General features: G+C 38.9%; 13 protein-coding genes. 6 read left to right on the top strand and 7 right to left on the bottom strand.

Annotation, left to right across the window (positions count from 1 at the left end; all coding sequences use genetic code 11):
- A partial coding sequence (locus MRT15_RS01625; RefSeq protein ID WP_304327286.1) for a class I tRNA ligase family protein occupies positions 1-245 on the bottom strand: 245 nt, incomplete at its 3' end.
- A 474-nt stretch (positions 246-719) separates the two neighbouring features.
- On the opposite strand from MRT15_RS01625, the gene MRT15_RS01630 reads away from it, so the two are divergent.
- The 3 genes from MRT15_RS01630 (at position 720) to MRT15_RS01640 (ending at position 6,253) form a co-directional block, all read left to right on the top strand.
- Positions 720-2,363: a DUF2070 family protein gene (locus MRT15_RS01630; protein WP_304327288.1), complete on the top strand. Its 1,644-nt coding sequence runs from the start codon at positions 720-722 to the stop codon at positions 2,361-2,363.
- Positions 2,364-2,423: 60 nt separating this feature from the next.
- On the top strand, positions 2,424-5,417 hold the full coding sequence (gene mgtA / locus MRT15_RS01635; RefSeq protein ID WP_304327290.1) for a magnesium-translocating P-type ATPase: 2,994 nt from the start codon (positions 2,424-2,426) through the stop codon (positions 5,415-5,417).
- Between the two features lie 146 nt (positions 5,418-5,563).
- Positions 5,564-6,253, top strand: coding sequence for an MBL fold metallo-hydrolase (locus MRT15_RS01640; protein WP_304327292.1), 690 nt, complete (start codon positions 5,564-5,566; stop codon positions 6,251-6,253).
- Between the two features lie 35 nt (positions 6,254-6,288).
- Here MRT15_RS01640 and MRT15_RS01645 read toward each other — a convergent pair whose 3' ends face one another.
- The gene (locus tag MRT15_RS01645) at positions 6,289-6,756 is read right to left on the bottom strand and encodes a hypothetical protein (protein ID WP_304327294.1); all 468 of its coding nucleotides are present in this window, start codon (positions 6,754-6,756) and stop codon (positions 6,289-6,291) included.
- A gap of 110 nt (positions 6,757-6,866) precedes the next feature.
- Between MRT15_RS01645 and MRT15_RS01650 the strand changes: the two genes are divergently transcribed.
- Entirely contained in the window at positions 6,867-7,610 is a 744-nt protein-coding gene (locus MRT15_RS01650; RefSeq protein WP_304327296.1) for an ECF transporter S component, read from the top strand.
- 2 nt (positions 7,611-7,612) lie between these two features.
- The gene (mch, locus tag MRT15_RS01655; protein ID WP_304327375.1) at positions 7,613-8,626 is read left to right on the top strand and encodes a methenyltetrahydromethanopterin cyclohydrolase; all 1,014 of its coding nucleotides are present in this window, start codon (positions 7,613-7,615) and stop codon (positions 8,624-8,626) included.
- Positions 8,627-8,713: 87 nt separating this feature from the next.
- Here mch and glyA read toward each other — a convergent pair whose 3' ends face one another.
- The 3 genes from glyA to MRT15_RS01670 form a co-directional block, all read right to left on the bottom strand.
- Positions 8,714-10,027, bottom strand: a complete 1,314-nt coding sequence (gene glyA, locus MRT15_RS01660) for a serine hydroxymethyltransferase (RefSeq protein ID WP_304327298.1) — start codon at positions 10,025-10,027, stop codon at positions 8,714-8,716.
- Between the two features lie 25 nt (positions 10,028-10,052).
- A complete protein-coding gene (ade, locus tag MRT15_RS01665) occupies positions 10,053-11,783 on the bottom strand; it encodes an adenine deaminase (RefSeq protein WP_304327300.1) in 1,731 nt (576 codons plus the stop codon).
- Positions 11,784-11,904: 121 nt separating this feature from the next.
- Positions 11,905-12,108: a tautomerase family protein gene (locus tag MRT15_RS01670; protein ID WP_304327302.1), complete on the bottom strand. Its 204-nt coding sequence runs from the start codon at positions 12,106-12,108 to the stop codon at positions 11,905-11,907.
- 114 nt (positions 12,109-12,222) lie between these two features.
- Between MRT15_RS01670 and MRT15_RS01675 the strand changes: the two genes are divergently transcribed.
- Positions 12,223-12,990: an HpcH/HpaI aldolase/citrate lyase family protein gene (locus tag MRT15_RS01675; protein WP_304327304.1), complete on the top strand. Its 768-nt coding sequence runs from the start codon at positions 12,223-12,225 to the stop codon at positions 12,988-12,990.
- A gap of 69 nt (positions 12,991-13,059) precedes the next feature.
- On the opposite strand, the gene MRT15_RS01680 is transcribed toward MRT15_RS01675, so the two are convergent.
- Together MRT15_RS01680 and MRT15_RS01685 are read right to left on the bottom strand one after the other, a co-directional pair.
- On the bottom strand, positions 13,060-14,673 hold the full coding sequence (locus tag MRT15_RS01680) for an amidohydrolase family protein (RefSeq protein WP_304327306.1): 1,614 nt from the start codon (positions 14,671-14,673) through the stop codon (positions 13,060-13,062).
- 50 nt (positions 14,674-14,723) lie between these two features.
- Positions 14,724-16,166, bottom strand: a complete 1,443-nt coding sequence (locus MRT15_RS01685; protein WP_304327308.1) for a tRNA uridine(34) 5-carboxymethylaminomethyl modification radical SAM/GNAT enzyme Elp3 — start codon at positions 16,164-16,166, stop codon at positions 14,724-14,726.
- Positions 16,167-16,201 lie beyond the last annotated feature (35 nt).

Consider the following 16,201-nt stretch of genomic DNA (forward strand, 5'->3'; position numbering starts at 1 on the left):
CTCTTATACCTAGCAGTAATGTCAACTCTAAGTATGGTGAAGGCTCCACCGAGATGTATAAGGCCATTGATGTATGGATATGGGAAAGTTACAAAGAACTTTGGTTTTGATGGGTCTGGCTCAGCTTTAAAAATTCCATTATTAATCCATCTATCCATCCACTTATCCTCTATAGCTCTAACTTTACTGACGAGGGCAGGGTCAACCTTCGGCTTAACTCGACGCTCATTTACAATTCCAACCAAACACACCAACCTAGATATTAATGTTTAGAAACCTTTTAAAAGTTTTCATGAAATGTGATTGGTAGCATATGAACGCCTAATCCTCCTCACCCGAATCATATAGTATAAAATGATTATTGAGGTAATAGCCCAAACAATAAGTATAACCATTGAGAACACTCTTACCTCCCAACTATGAATGAAAAGATTCATTAACAATAGTATCAATGCAATTAGGAGAAGGATTCTTTGAAGAAGTCTAAGATAGAGGAAGCGCCTTCTAAGCCGACGCAACTCAACGTTTCTCACATGTAAAATTTGCATGAAGAATATTATCCAATCATCATGTAATTAAAATTTATCATTATTTGAGTTAAATTATTAGGGAAAGGTATATGTGATGTGGATAGAAGTATATTAGGGGTATGTACACAGTTAATTATAATTTTAGCTGAGGGGTATGGCTCTTAAATGTTGAGTTAGGGGGCAAGGGGATTGAACATTAAACATGAAACTATTGAGGAGAGGGCTAAGCTGGTTTTTTCACTGGGATCCATGAAGACTGCTATAGCAATAGTTACTGTGATGCTCACATTGATGTGGGGGGTAAACTTAATATATGCAAAAGACTTCATCAAGCCAGCATTATTCACAGCGTCAATAGCATTGATGACTTTGTCAGCTAATAAATCGAGTAGCTTCATGAATGTGAGGAGATCACTTTGGGCATCAATTATAATAATTGCACCACAACTCATAGCTCAAGTGATATTGATGCCCATAGGGCTTGAAAGATATGCATATGCCCTATTATACACATCCATGTACCTAGCGGGACTTGTAGCCATGATAATGGATAACAAGATTGCTAAATATGTGTTCATGGCATCGCCAATAATACCATCGATCCATGGGGGATTAACAACGTTAACGGCAGTATCAACAGCCATAATATCAATATTACTAACGAGGGAGGTTATTAAGAGAATCATGTTCATAGGTGAAGACATAATAAAACCTGCAACACACCTACTAATAGATGGAAACCCAAAACCTCTGGAGGAGGTTCTTGAGAAACTATCACCGGAAGGGGAAGTTCAAATATCAACAATAAAGGCCGAGAATATAACTCTGATAACAGCAAACTTCCATCCAGGACCCCTAATAGCTGGAAGCTCCAATGCACCAGCAAAAATAATGAAGATACTTGAAGAAAGGGGGTTTAAACCAGTATTCCTAAGAGCAGCAAGCACACACTCCGAAGACATACCATCACAAGAAGAAGTAGAGAAGGTTATAGCTGGAGTGGAGAGATGCATAAGTGGAGTTGAAGAATGCAAGTGTGGAAAGCTTGTGGTGAGAAATGATGGTGAATATGAAATAACAGCACAGAAATTTGGAAAAATAGTATTGACAACGGTGAGTGGGAGGGAGTTTGAAAGCTTCGAAGATATACCAAACACCACTGAGAAGAGATTAAATGAAATATTAAATGCAAAGGGTATGAATGTGAAAGCAATAGTGATTGATAGACATGACTCACTGACCCCTGGAAAACAAGCCGTCAAGGTGAAGCCATTCTCAAAGGAGGAGGATAAACTAGTAGAGGCATTACTAAAAGCAGTTGAAGAAGCCATACAAAGCGAAGGGGAAGAAGAGGTATACGTGGGATACTCAAGTAGAAGCATAAAGAGGGGTAGCATTGGAAGTGGGGGGATAAGAGCTGTGACGATAGGGGGAGCAGCATACATATCCTTCGACTCCAACAATATGATACCAGAGCTAAGGGATGCGATAAGCGAAATCGTAAGGAGTGAGGGATACCACCCAATAATAGCCACAACAGATACGCATGAAACCGTTGGACCTAGAGAAGCAGCAAATCCAGTTGGAATAAATTTCAATAGAAAGGATTACGATGAAATAATAGAGACTGTTAAAAGTGTTATAAGGGAAGCAAGGGGGAATTCTAAGAAAATGAAGTTGATGAGTGGAACGGTAAATGTGAGGGTGAAGATGGTTGGAGAAGACGTTATGAATAGCATAATTAAGAGAATAGAAGTAGCCAACTACATAATTCCACTAATACTCATGGGCATAATACCAGCACAAATAGCGCTACTCACAATAAATATATAAAAAATATAAAATATTATGAATATTTGTTGTTTAGGAGAGAGTTGTAAGGAAGATGATAACATGCCAGGGAATTACAGAAATAATGGTGGAAATGAGGAGGGGCTTAGCGCACCCTCCATAAGCATTGATGAAATACTACTCCTACCTGCAGACGAAGTCCTTCAACGTCTAGGAACCTCCATGAATGGTCTCAGCCCCAGTGAAGTTGATAGACGTTTAAACATTTATGGGTATAATGAATTGGAAGTGAGGAAGAAGAGGAGAATTATAATAGAATTTCTATCACACTTCAAAAATCCACTAGTAATAATATTGCTATTTGCAACGTTAATATCTGGATTGACTGGAGAGATGAGCAGTGCAATTATAATAACCTCCATAATACTCATGAGCACAACCCTAGACTTCTATCAGGAACATAAAGCTGAAAAGGCTGTTGAGAAACTTAGGGAAAGAGTTGCAATAACAGCCACCGTCATTAGAAATGGAGTGAAAAGCGAAGTGAAAACGTCAGAGCTAGTTCCAGGAGACATAATCCTACTTTCAGCTGGAGACATAGTTCCAGCAGATGCTAGGATAATAAGTGCAAAGGATCTATTCGTAGATCAATCAGCATTAACTGGAGAATCTTATCCCGTGGAGAAGAATGGGGAGCCATTAAAAACATACAGCCCAGACATAATTGATTGGAGCAATTACCTATTCATGGGAACATCAATAGTTAGTGGGAGTGCAACAGCTGTAGTGGTTAGAACTGGAACCAGTACAGAGTATGGGAAAATAGCAAGGGGACTTACATTAAGGGGGAGGGAGGTGGAGTTTGAGAGGGGAGTAAGATACTTCGGCTATATGATAATGGAATTGACATTCCTACTCACAATATTTGTATTCTTCATAAATGCATTCTACAAACGTGACGTAGTAGAATCACTATTATTCGCAGTTTCACTGGCAGTGGGCTTAACACCAGAATTACTTCCAATGATAATAAGCATAAACCTCTCCAAGGGAGCAATACTAATGTCCAAGCATGGGGTAATCGTGAAGAAACTAGTTTCAATACAAGACTTTGGAAGCATGGATATACTATGCACAGATAAAACTGGAACCCTCACAGAAAATAAGGTTAAACTCATACTCTACATAAACATAGATGGGGAAGATGATGAGAAAGTATTACTCTACTCATACCTAAACAGCTACTACCAAACTGGGTTGAAAAGCCCACTGGACAATGCAATACTAAGCTATAGGGAGATAGATGCTAAGGGGTATAGGAAAATAGATGAAATACCCTTCGATTCCATCCGTAAACGCCTATCCATAATAGTGGAAAACAATGGGAGAACATTAATGATAACCAAAGGCGCACCAGAAGAGATCATGAAAATATGCACAAAATACGAAAACAAGAATTCAATTATGGAAATGACTGATGAAGTTAGAGGGAGAATTGAGCAGAAATACCTTGAACTAAGTGAAAGGGGGTTTAGAGTATTAGGAGTAGCTTACAAGCAAATTGATTATGAGAAGAAAGCGTATTCAGCTGAAGATGAAAGGGAAATGATATTCCTAGGATTCATAGCATTCATAGACCCACCAAAGGAAACTGCAAGGGAATCAATAAAGCTATTGAGGGAAGCTGGTATAGAAATAAAAATACTAACGGGAGACAATGAACTTGTAACGAAAAATGTATGTAGATATCTGGGTCTTGAAATTAAGGGGGTTGTTACAGGTAGAGAGATAGCTCAAATGAGTGATGAAGCATTATCGAGAATAGTTGAAGAAGCAAATCTATTCTGTAGGTTAACACCAGTGCAAAAGGAGAGGATAATTAAAGCCTTAAGGGATAATGGGCATGTGGTTGGATTCCTCGGGGATGGAATAAATGATGCACCACCAATAAAGGCTGCAGATGTAGGGATATCGGTGGATAATGCTGTGGACGTTGCAAAGGAAGCTGCAGACATAATACTACTGAAGAACGATTTAACAGTACTGTATAGAGGTGTAATGGAAGGTAGGAAGACCTTTGGGAACACCATGAAATACATTATGATGGGGATAAGCTCAAACTTTGGAAATATGCTCAGCGTAGCCATAGGATCAATATTCCTACCATTCTTACCAATGCTACCAATACAGATACTGCTCAACAACCTACTCTACGATATATCCCAAACAGCTTTACCAACAGATAATGTTGATCCAGAATACATAGAGAAACCTAAAAGGTGGAACATGAAATTCATTAGAGCCTTCATGCTATACCTAGGGCCAGTAAGTTCACTATTCGACTTCATAACATTCTTCACAATGCTATTCATATTCAAAGCTTCAGAAGCACTATTCCAAACAGCATGGTTCATGGAATCACTAACATCACAAACGCTAGTAATATTCTCCATAAGAACCAAGAGACCATTCTGGAAGAGTATTCCAAGCAGATACCTACTAATAAACAATTTAGCAATAGTTGCATCAGCACTAATATTGCCATTAACACCCATAGGTGGATACTTCAAATTCGTACAACCACCACCACAATTCTACATGGCATTGGCACTAATACTGTTAACCTATATATCCCTAGCAGAAGCAATAAAGAGGGTATTCTATAAGAGGTATGATAAATACTTAGAACAATTCCAATACCGTAGAAGAATAGCAAAAATTTACTACGAGAACATCCAGAAGATAACTCAAAACTTAATAGCAACAATATGCCTACATGAAGAAAGGGAAATACCAATAAACACACTCATAGAGGAATTAGAGGATGAATTAGGAGAACAGGTAGATCCAAAACAAGTATACAGAGCATTAAGACACTTGAAAAATGAGGGACTTATATCCGTAAGCTGGATTGATGGAAAAGTTAAACGTGAAGATAAAATGAAAGAGTATGTTAACAAAATGGTTAGGAGGAGACTAAATGAAGTTGCCATAAACTGGAAAGCGGCAAGGGAAGTACTTATGAAAAGATACTCAAAAATAAACCAAGAATATATGGATATAATAAAACAATTGAGTAAAATTGAACATAAATAATGGAGACATTTAAACCCCCATATTTTACATAAATCCAGAAGGCAAACCCATGCACCTAAAACCATCCCAAACAGGATTGAAAATGCTGAGATTAAACAAACCAAATATAAGTAAATGAAGAACAAATGTAACCCGGGTGTTTACATTTGAAGAATTCGTGGCAAGGTGAAAACTGGAGTTTGAAAGTTTTATACTCTAAAGCTGGAGTAGCCACTCAGATACTGGTATCCACAAATGAATGCGACCTATTAGTAGATGTTGGTGATGGTGTCTTAAGAGATTTACTTGAAAACAAATACGACTTCAATAGGTTGGAGGCTATAGCCATAACACATGGACATTACGATCACATGGGTGGATTATGGAGTATACTTGGATTCCTCAGAATGCTCGGGAGGGGGAAGGATTTAACCATAATTTCACCAAAGGGTTGCAGTGAAGTAAGAACTGTTGTCCATGATTTTCTAGGGATATATGGGAAGACAATGCCATATAAGGTGATTTTAAGAGAAGTCATGGATGGAGAAGAGGTAAATGTTGGGAGCATGAGCATCCAAGCATTTCAAGTAATACATAGGGGGTCTATTAGGCATGCTGGAATCTTAGAGCCAATACCAGCAGTGGGATACTCAATAAGGTATGGAAATCAAAGGATAGTTATAAGTGGCGATACGGGATACTGCAAAAGATTGGTGGAATTCGCTGAGGGGGCAGACCTAGCGGTAATTGAAGCCACAAGTTCAAGTGGAATTCCAGAAGTCCACTTATCCATAGATGAGGCTATGGAGATTGGGAAGAAAGCGAAGGAATACATCCTCATACATAAAAGAGATTAATTAGGGGAGATCACATTTTTCTAGATTCGCAAGAATCATTTCTCTAAAGCTTCATTGAAAACCCTTCTGAAGTACTCCACATCTAAATTGAATGTTGAACATAATTTAACTATACTTTTGGCATACAATTTTAGTAGATCTTCAAGGGCATTCTTTATATCCATTGGTGAAAGCATTTCCCTCGGTTTAACCAGCAATATGAACCATCTCCCCAGAAACGTTGGTTTATACCATTTAACCCACATGGATTTACCATCAACCAAAACCTTCTCCACATCTTCCTCCAATATCTCTAATTCAACAAATGTTTTCAAATACTTGATGATAGACTTGTTTGAGTGTTGGGAGAGCTTTCTAATTAAATCCCTTTGATAAGTTTTCCCATCCAAATTTATATTTCTAAGTATGTCTAAAGCAACTTCAGAACTGAATATGGAAGTGAGTGTACGATACTGTAAAACTGATTTGTATGGTAGTGGAATTATGTAAGGCCAATACTCCACGAAATCACCAATAACCTCTTAATACACATACTTTTATTTCTCATCTTCCATGGGAAACCTTTATATATTCAGTGTAAAATAGGGAATAGCAGTGTAAAGGTGGAAACTAGATGAAGAGTAGAGATATAGCCCTCGCAGCATCCTTCGCAGCACTATACTTCATTCTATCAAGACTTCCAGGAATCCCAGTTATCGGATTACCACAGGTAAAGATACAATTGGAAGCAGCAATAGCATCTGTATTTGGACTCATATTAGGGCCATTTGTGGGGGCTTTAGCAGCTTTTGTAGGTACATTAATAGCATTCTTCTATAGTGGAGCAAACCCCTTCGGCTTACCATTCATACTATGCCCAGCATCAAATGCATTAATTGTGGGATTAATGTTTAGAAACAAGTTTAAAATAGCATTTGCAATACTTGCCGCAATAATAATTGGATTCTGGTTAACGCCAGTAGTTCAACCATTAACTGATTATTGGTATGTTGGTGTAGCTGCCACCTTCGATAAAATAATAGCTTTACTATTGATAATCCCATTGGCGAGAGCATATTCGAAGGGTATCTTTAAATTCGAAGGTTCTGGAAGTGTTAATTCGAAAAAGCTGTTCATATACCTATTCATAGCTTCATTTATTGGGAATCAAACTGATTCATCTCTTGGAACAACATTATTCGCTACACCACAGGTGTATAATGGCATATATGGGTTGAGCTTAAAAACTACGCGGACACTATTCTTATTAAGCCCATTTGCATATCCAGCGATAAGACTGATACAAGCATTTATAGCAACATTAATTGGGTTACCACTATTTAAAGCGTTTAAATCGAGGGGATGGATATTACATTGAATATGAATGAAAGAGCTTTAAAGATAGTAATGGAAATGGTTGAGAAGGCTGATGAACTGAATGTAAAGGTGCATAGAGCTCCATGCAAAGCTACAATAATAGATGCTGGAGTTGAAGTTAAGGGTAGTTTAATGGCTGGATTATATGTGACTAGAATTTGCTTAGCAGATTTAGCCAACATATCAATAACAAGCATGAATTATGGACAGTTAACATTGCCAGCCATACATGTATCCACAGACTACCCTTCAATAACCACAATGGGATCTCAACTTGCAGATTGGGAGATATGCATAGAAGGATATTATGGATTGGGGTCTGGACCTGCAAGGGCATTAGCCCTTGAAAGACCACTACCGAAGGCTGTAGCTTTAAAGAAGGATTTCTATGAGAAAATTGGATATCAAATTCTAAACCCAAAACAGATATATGAGAAGATAGGGTATGGTGAAACTGCAGATGTAGCGGTAATTGTGATTGAAGCTCCAAAACTACCGCCAGATGCCGTTTTAATGGATATAGCTGAAAAGTGTAAAGTTAAAGCGGAAAACGTTTATGCCATCATAACACCAACAACGAGTATAGCAGGCTCAGTCCAGATAGCTGGAAGGATAGTGGAAGTTGGAATACATAAACTCACATTACTTGGATTCGATCCGAAGAACATAATATTCGGATCTGGATGTTCACCAATAGCCCCAGTACATCCAAACATGATTAAAGCCATGGGAATAGTTAACGATGTTATAAGATATGCTGGATCCACATTCTACATTGTCAATTGCGATGACGAAGAATATTTAAAGAACATTATTAGCAGAGTTCCATCATCAAGCTCCAACAAATACTACAAAACATTCATGGAAATATTTAAGGAGGCAAACTACAGCTTCTACAATATAGATTTAGGGGAATTCTCACCAGCAACGATAACAGTAAACAATGTGAAAACTGGAAACATATTTAGTGCTGGAGAAATAAATCCAACAATGCTAAAAATGGCTTTAACCACCTAAACTCTAAACTCACTTTTTTCCATTTAAAATTAAGGGTTGTTATATGATTTGATTGGAGGGTTATGATGAGTTCTTACTGTACTAATGTTACTTTATGCGTATATAGGCGTAAGCTTCCTTTGCACTCTCGAAGCAATACTTTATCTCATTAAATCTCTTCCTAAATTCAGCGACATCCTTAGCTACAACTTTTGGATCTTCACGGTTTATGATAACCCTCTTCATGAATGATGCTATTTCGCTCATATCATCCTCCTTCATACCTAGCCTAGTTACCTCACTCGTACCTATACGTATGCCACCAGGATTAGTGAAATGCCTCCCCATTTTGAGATCCCATGGAAGTAGATTTCTATTGACTATTATATGTGCATCCTCCAACGCTTTCTCAGCATGTAACCCGCCACCATGATCTGAAACATCTATTAGTATTGTGTGGGATTCCGTGAACCCCTTCTTCTCAGCCACAACCTTGAACCCTTCATTCCATAATGCTTGTGCAAGTGCTTTAGCATTCCTTATTATCTGATTTGCATACTCTCTACCGAAGGCCTTCATTTCACATAAAGCTACACATAACCCAGCCAATGTATGTAGATGATGATTGGATGTAACTCCTGGGAAAACTGCCTTCTTTATGGCATCAGCATACTTATTCCATGAGAGTATTGCACCCCTCTGAGGTCCTGGGAGGGTTTTATGTGTACTCATCGTAACTACATCTGCACCCTCCCTCAATGGATCTTGGAAGCATTTCCCAGCTATGAGTCCAGCCACATGTGCAGCATCATAAGCCACTATCATGCCCATGGACTTCATGAAATCACTTAACTCCTTCACTGGATGTGGGAATAGGAATACACTTGCACCAAACATTGCCAATTTAAGTTTAACACCCTCCTTAACCAACCTCTCAATCTTCCTCTTAGTCTTATCAACATCAATATTCATCTCCTCATCATCAAATGGGAAATACTCAACCTTCAAACCATGAACAAGCCCAGCAGTTCCACTAAGCTCCTTCTTACCATAACTAATGTGACCTCCATTTGGTATGGATAAGCAGATCATGGTATCCCCAGGCTCTGTGAAAGCCGAATAGACGGCTAGATTGGCCGTTACACCAGATATTGGTCTAACATCAGCAAACTCAGCATTGAATAAATCTTTCATCAATTCTAGGGTTAATAATTCCACTTGATCAATGTATCTGCAACCAGCATAAACCCTCTCACCAGGCCAACCCTCAGCATACCTATGACCAAAATCAGATATCAAAGCTTCCCTAACAGCATAACTGGTGATATTCTCACTTGCTATTAAGGGTATGCTTGTAGAAAAGAATTTATGATGCTCCTCCAATAATGAGAACAACCTGTTATATGCTTCATGGGCATCCATAAAACATCACAATTAACTATGCTTTTCAAGTTTTTATAAATTTCCTTACTGGATCTATAAATCGAATACTCTTATCCAATGGATCATGTAAAATAAGCCCTCTATCAGTTAACCTTATTTCTGGAATTACAGACAATGCTATGAATGATAATGTCATGAAAGGCTCTTTAAGTCTACATCCAAGGATCTTTGAAGCCTCATATAACCTTTCGAGTTTAGCTGAAACTTCCCCAACATCTAAATTGCTCATTAAACCAGCTATTGGTAGTGGTAGGATTTCAAGTATTGAGCCACCCTTAACAGCCACAATTCCCCCACCATTCTCAACGATGCATTTAACAGCGTAAGCCATATCACTCCAATTCACGCCTACAACCACTATATTGTGACTATCATGTGAAATGCTTGAAGCTATAGCTCCAAACTTCAACCCAAACCCCTTAACAAAACCTAAACCAATATTCCCAGTAGCTTTATGACGCTCCACAACCGCAACCTGTATAATATCATCATCCACACTTGGAATAACTTTACCGCCCTCCACATTCAATTCAGCAGTTAAGTGTTTAGTGTATAATGTGGCTTCCTCAACTCCAATCACATTAACAATTGCTCTACCACACTCATTACCAACCTTAATGGCAAAATCATCTGTGGAGGGGAGCTTCTTCAAATTCATAGTTCTATACACTCTAGGAGGATAATCCCATTTCCCAATATCCACCGTGAGATTACCATCCTTCGCAACCACAACACCATTAAAAATGGTCATATAAACATTTATGGTTTTAAGATCATCAAGAACTACAAGATTAGCTTTTAAACCAGGAGCCACGGCTCCAATTTCATCATCTAAACGGTAGTATAATGCTGGATTCAATGTAACCATCCTAATGGCATCTATAGGGTTGCATCCACATTCAATAGCCATCCTAACAAGTTTATTCATATGGGATTTAAATGCATCCATAGGGTTTAAATCGTCAGTTACAAGCATAACTCTAGATAAATCCACACCAACCCTAACAAGGTAACCCAAAACTCTATTCAAATCTTTCGATAGTGAGCCTTCCCTAACCATAATCCACATACCACATCTAAGCTTCTCCAAAGCTTCAAAACCATCTACACATTCATGATCAGAATATACTCCAGCGGAAACATATTCTTGTAGGAGTTTACCACTCAATGATGGTGCATGACCATCAACCCTCAAACCACGCTCCCTAACCATGGAAATCTTCCCCATCAATGTGGGATTACGATTAACAACCCCCAAGAAATCCATAACTTCACCCAAACCCACAACCCTCCTAAAACCCAACAATCCCCTAACATCATCTAAACCAATAGTGGCACCGGAAGTCTCGAAATCTGCAGTTGCTGGAACACAACTTGGAATTGTAACATAAACATCCAACGGTATACCTTCACTCTCATCAATAAACATCTTCACACCATCAACACCAAGAACATTGGCAATCTCATGTGGATCAATAACTATCGATGTTGTCCCATGAGGCACTACTGCTTTAGCAAGCCCCCTAATAGTCAACATACTACTCTCAACATGAAGATGAGCATCAATAAACCCTGGACAAACATACCTCCCCCCAACATCTATAATTCGTGTTGAATCACCAATCACATCATCAACTGAACCAACTCTCCATATCCTTCCAAACTTAACAGCAATAGAACCATCAACAATTTCACCACTAAAAACATTAACTATCTTAGCATTCAAAAGAACCAAATCAGCATACACAAATCTAAATTGGAAAGACTGATATTAAAAGATTCAGCAAAATTAGAAACTTGAAAGACTACCCTTTAAACCTTACAATTTAGGAAATTGAATTAAAAAAGATGGGTATTTATGGTATCTTTACACCCTTAAACTTTTCACTAGCTTGACAGCCACCAATCCCCCAATTCTTCATGGGCAATTCATGTATCAAAACCTCCACAGCCTCCCTTGGAATACCAAGCTCAGTGAATACATTGGTTATCCCATGAATAGTCCTCCTCTTAGCATCATCAGAAAACCCTTCCCACACAAAGACATGCACAATAGGCATAGAAACCACCATAAAATATTATGATAAGGTAAAAGGTATATATTAAATTCAAATGTAACCAAGTCAATGAATAGGTTTTTCAATAGAACTAGTCATAGTAGTTTGATGGGTATTATGGTTAATAGGTTGAAGGAGAAGTTGATGAGGGGGGAGACTACTTACGGTATTTGGATAACTACAAACTCCACAGATATAGCGGAAGCGTTGTCTATGCTTGATTTCGATTGGATGCTCATAGATATGGAGCATGCACCACTAACCATTGGCGATGTCCATAGAATTATTCAAGTGATAGATGAGGATAAGGTGACACCTATAGTTAGAGTTCCATGGAATGATTTCGTACAGATAAAGCAGGTTTTAGATGTGGGTGCCATGGGGATTATGGTTCCATGGATAAATAATAGGAGACAAGCTGAGGAAGCTGTAAGGGCAATAAGATATCCTCCAAGGGGGATTAGGGGGTATGGCCCAAGAAGAGCTGCAAAATATGGATTGAAGCTTAAGGAGTATTTGGAGAATGTGGAGAGAGACTTAATGCTAATTGCGCAAATAGAGACTAGGGAAGCTTATGAAAACATTAATGAGATAATTATGGTTGATGGTGTAGATGCACTATTCATAGGCCCATACGATCTAGCAACATCACTTGGACATATAGGAAACCCACAACACAGAGAAGTTCAAGAAGTAATTAATGGAATTCTAAAGATATGCATTGAAAGGGGTAAACCAATAGGAATATACAGCTCAATAGAATATGCTGAAAAATATAGGGATATGGGATTCAAAATGATAGCCTTGGGAAGCGAAATAAATGCATTAATCTCATTATTCAATAGGGAACTTTCAAAACTAAAGGGCAATACCGTGAGAAAATAATAGACATAACATAAAAATTAAAATAATTTTTGTGGAAATAGGGAGTTAGATAAGCAATTTATGTGCACATTATAAAGTTTTTAACCCCTCAAAACTACGCCTCCTCAGAACTCTACCAGCCTTTGCACCAGTATGTACACCATTATATATTGTTACTACACCATTAACTATTACGTGTAGTATTCCACTTGGAAGTCTATGTGGATCTATGAAGGTGGCATTGTCTATCACAGTCTTAGGATCGAAGACGACGATATCTGCGTAAGCCCCTTCACGTATTATCCCACGATCTCTCAATCCAAGTCTCCAAGCTGGGAGATATGTCATCTTCCTTATAGCTTGCTCCAAACTTATCACCTTCCTCTCACGGGAATAAACTCCGAGAACTCTTGGGAATGTCCCATAATATCTTGGGTGGGGTTTACCCTTCCCCAAAACCCCCTCAGGAGCCACAGCACTACCATCAGATCCCACCATAACCCAAGGCAATCTCATTACATACTCAACATCCTCTTCACACATACCAAAACTTATATGTGAAACCCTAGTCTCCTCATCAAGCAACAATTTTATCACGGTATCTTCAGGGGATAGATTCAGCATGGAAGATATTTCACTAATAGTCTTTCCAAGGAACTGTTTATTCTTCTCCAAGTATGATATCATTATCCTATTCCAGTATTCTGGATCCCTCCGCTTATACATTTCCAAGTGACTTTTAATCTTATTTAGAGATTCTGGATTCTTTAATCTTTCAAGTAGCTTTTCAGCTCCACCTTCATGAGCCCATTCAGGCAGTAGTGCTGAGAGACTTGTACTTGCAGCTATGTATGGGTATTGATCTGCAGTTACATCCACGCCCATCTCCCTAGCTTCCTCAATAATTTTTGCAGCATCTTTAACTTTACCCCAATTCAGCTTTCCACTAGCTTTGAAGTGACTTATCTCCACTGGAACTTTTGCTTCACGTCCAATACGTATAGCTTCCCTAACAGCTTCAAGTAAAGTTTCACCTTCACCCCTAATGTGACTTGCATATATCCCACCATAATCAGCCACAACCTTAGCCAACTCAATTATCTCTTCAGTCTTCGCATAACAGCTTGGGGGATATATTAAACCTGTACTTAAACCCACAGCTCCATCCTTCATGGCATCAGCAACAAGCTTCTTCATATCCTCAAGCTCCCTACTTGTTGGCTCCCTATTATCAAACCCCAAAACACACGCCCTAACATTTGAATGCCCAACATGGGAAGCAACATTCAAGGAAATCCCACCCTTCTCAAGTTTATTGAAGTATTCACCCATCGTAGACCAATCCAGCTTTATCTGCCAATCATACTCTGGCAAAACAAACTTCTCCATATGGGCTTTCAGTAGATCATTTAATGGAGCTGCAGAACTACCACAATTACCCACAACCTCCAATGTAACCCCCTGATGAATTTTACTTATAGCTCTACCATCAACAAGCAATTCCAAATCGGAATGGCTATGCATATCAATGAACCCTGGAGCCAAAGCCAATCCAGATGCATCAATAACCCTCTTCGCATCCACACCCCTAGCCTTACCAATAAACGCTATCTTATCACCAAGAACACCTATATCCCCATAAAACCATGGATTACCAGTCCCATCAAAAACCCTTCCACCAACTATGAGTATATCAAACTCCATACCCATCGAATATGATATATGTGAATTCAAGAATTAACGGTTTCGATAATTTATTTCAAAACTTTACACATGTATGGGCTATCCCTAAGTTTACGGTAACCCAAACCCCTATAGTAATCCCTAACACCAATACCAGATAAAACTAGAATCTTCTTGGCATCAAATTCTTCAAGGGATATCCTTTCAGCTTCAGCCATCAATAGGCTTCCAAGCCCCCTATGCTGCCACTCAATGGTTGGCTTGAAACCCACTGGAACTTGAGGTCCATAAACGTGAAGCTCCCTAACAATGGTGGTTTTGGAATCTATTTCACGTCTATGGGCAAATTCAGATGGATACCTAAGCCTAAGGAAGGCAAGTAAAACATCTCTAACAACATCCTCAAAGGATAGGAAGACTTCAACTCCACCACTAGCTTCATAAGTCTCCCTAAGAAGCTTAACATCATTAATGTTTGGGTAAACCCCCTCCTTAAGCATCTTATGACCAACCTCCCTACACCTAATACAATTACACTTCAAACCCATCTCCCTCAACCTCCTATGAACAACCTCCCTCAAATTACCCACATCAACACCAGCTTCAACAACATTCAATGGTATATCCCTCTGAATACGCATAACCCTAACCCACCTAGGAAGCTTTGGCAAAACCTTCGTAAGCAATTCAATGGCATCTTCAGTGGTAAACGGCTTATATAGGCCTTTAACCCAATCATCATAAAGCCCAGTACCCTTAACAACCACCGTTGGATATATCTTCAACATATCAGGCATGAAATTTGAATCACTAAATATGGTTTCAAAAACCTTTAAATCCATATCCAAATCGCTACCAGGGAGACCTGGCATAATATGATAACAAATTTTGAAACCACAATCCTTTAGAATTCTAGTGGATTCAATGGTATCCTTAACAGTGTGACCTCTACGAACCCTAACCAGAATATCATCGAAAACAGTTTGAACACCCAACTCCACCCTAGTTCCACCCAAATTTAGCATTCTATCAGCATGAACCTCCCTACCCCAATCAGGCCTAGTCTCAAAAGTCATACCAACACATCTAATCATGGAATGCTCATTCCTAGCTTGAGCATCCCTCAAATAAATCCAGCCACTAGGCTTACCATTGGGATACCTATTCATAGCCTCCAAACACATGGTTACAAACCACTCTTGGTAATCCAGAGGCATTGCTGGGAAAGTTCCACCCATAATTATGAGTTCAACCTTCGATGGAATATGCCCAAGGGAGTAGTACTGATTAAGCCTAACCCTAACTTGCTCATATGGGTCATAGCCGCATTCTTGAGCCCTCATGAGGGCAGGCTCCCTACCATAATAGCTTTGAGGAGTCCCATAATCAGGCCCCCCAGGACAATAAATACATTTACCATGAGGACATGGGTATGGCTTAGCCATAACGGCAACAACACTAACCCCGGAAATCCCCCTAATAGGCTTCTTCAAACGCTTAAAATACTCAGCCAAAACTTCCAGCATAACAATTAAATGAAAGGTATTGG

It is taken from the genome of Candidatus Culexarchaeum yellowstonense (assembly GCF_024707025.1).
In the GTDB taxonomy this organism is placed as follows: Archaea; Thermoproteota; Methanomethylicia; order Culexarchaeales; family Culexarchaeaceae; genus Culexarchaeum.

Bases quoted from the DNA above. Each gene is read 5' to 3' on its own strand.
- mch (WP_304327375.1), top strand. From the start codon at position 7,613: ATGAATGAAAGAGCTTTAAAGATAGTAATGGAAATGGTTGAGAAGGCT.
- MRT15_RS01670 (WP_304327302.1), bottom strand. From the start codon at position 12,108: ATGCCTATTGTGCATGTCTTTGTGTGGGAAGGGTTTTCTGATGATGCT.
- MRT15_RS01650 (WP_304327296.1), top strand. From the start codon at position 6,867: ATGAAGAGTAGAGATATAGCCCTCGCAGCATCCTTCGCAGCACTATAC.
- MRT15_RS01680 (WP_304327306.1), bottom strand. From the start codon at position 14,673: ATGGAGTTTGATATACTCATAGTTGGTGGAAGGGTTTTTGATGGGACT.
- glyA (WP_304327298.1), bottom strand. From the start codon at position 10,027: ATGGATGCCCATGAAGCATATAACAGGTTGTTCTCATTATTGGAGGAG.
- MRT15_RS01675 (WP_304327304.1), top strand. From the start codon at position 12,223: ATGGTTAATAGGTTGAAGGAGAAGTTGATGAGGGGGGAGACTACTTAC.
- mgtA (WP_304327290.1), top strand. From the start codon at position 2,424: ATGCCAGGGAATTACAGAAATAATGGTGGAAATGAGGAGGGGCTTAGC.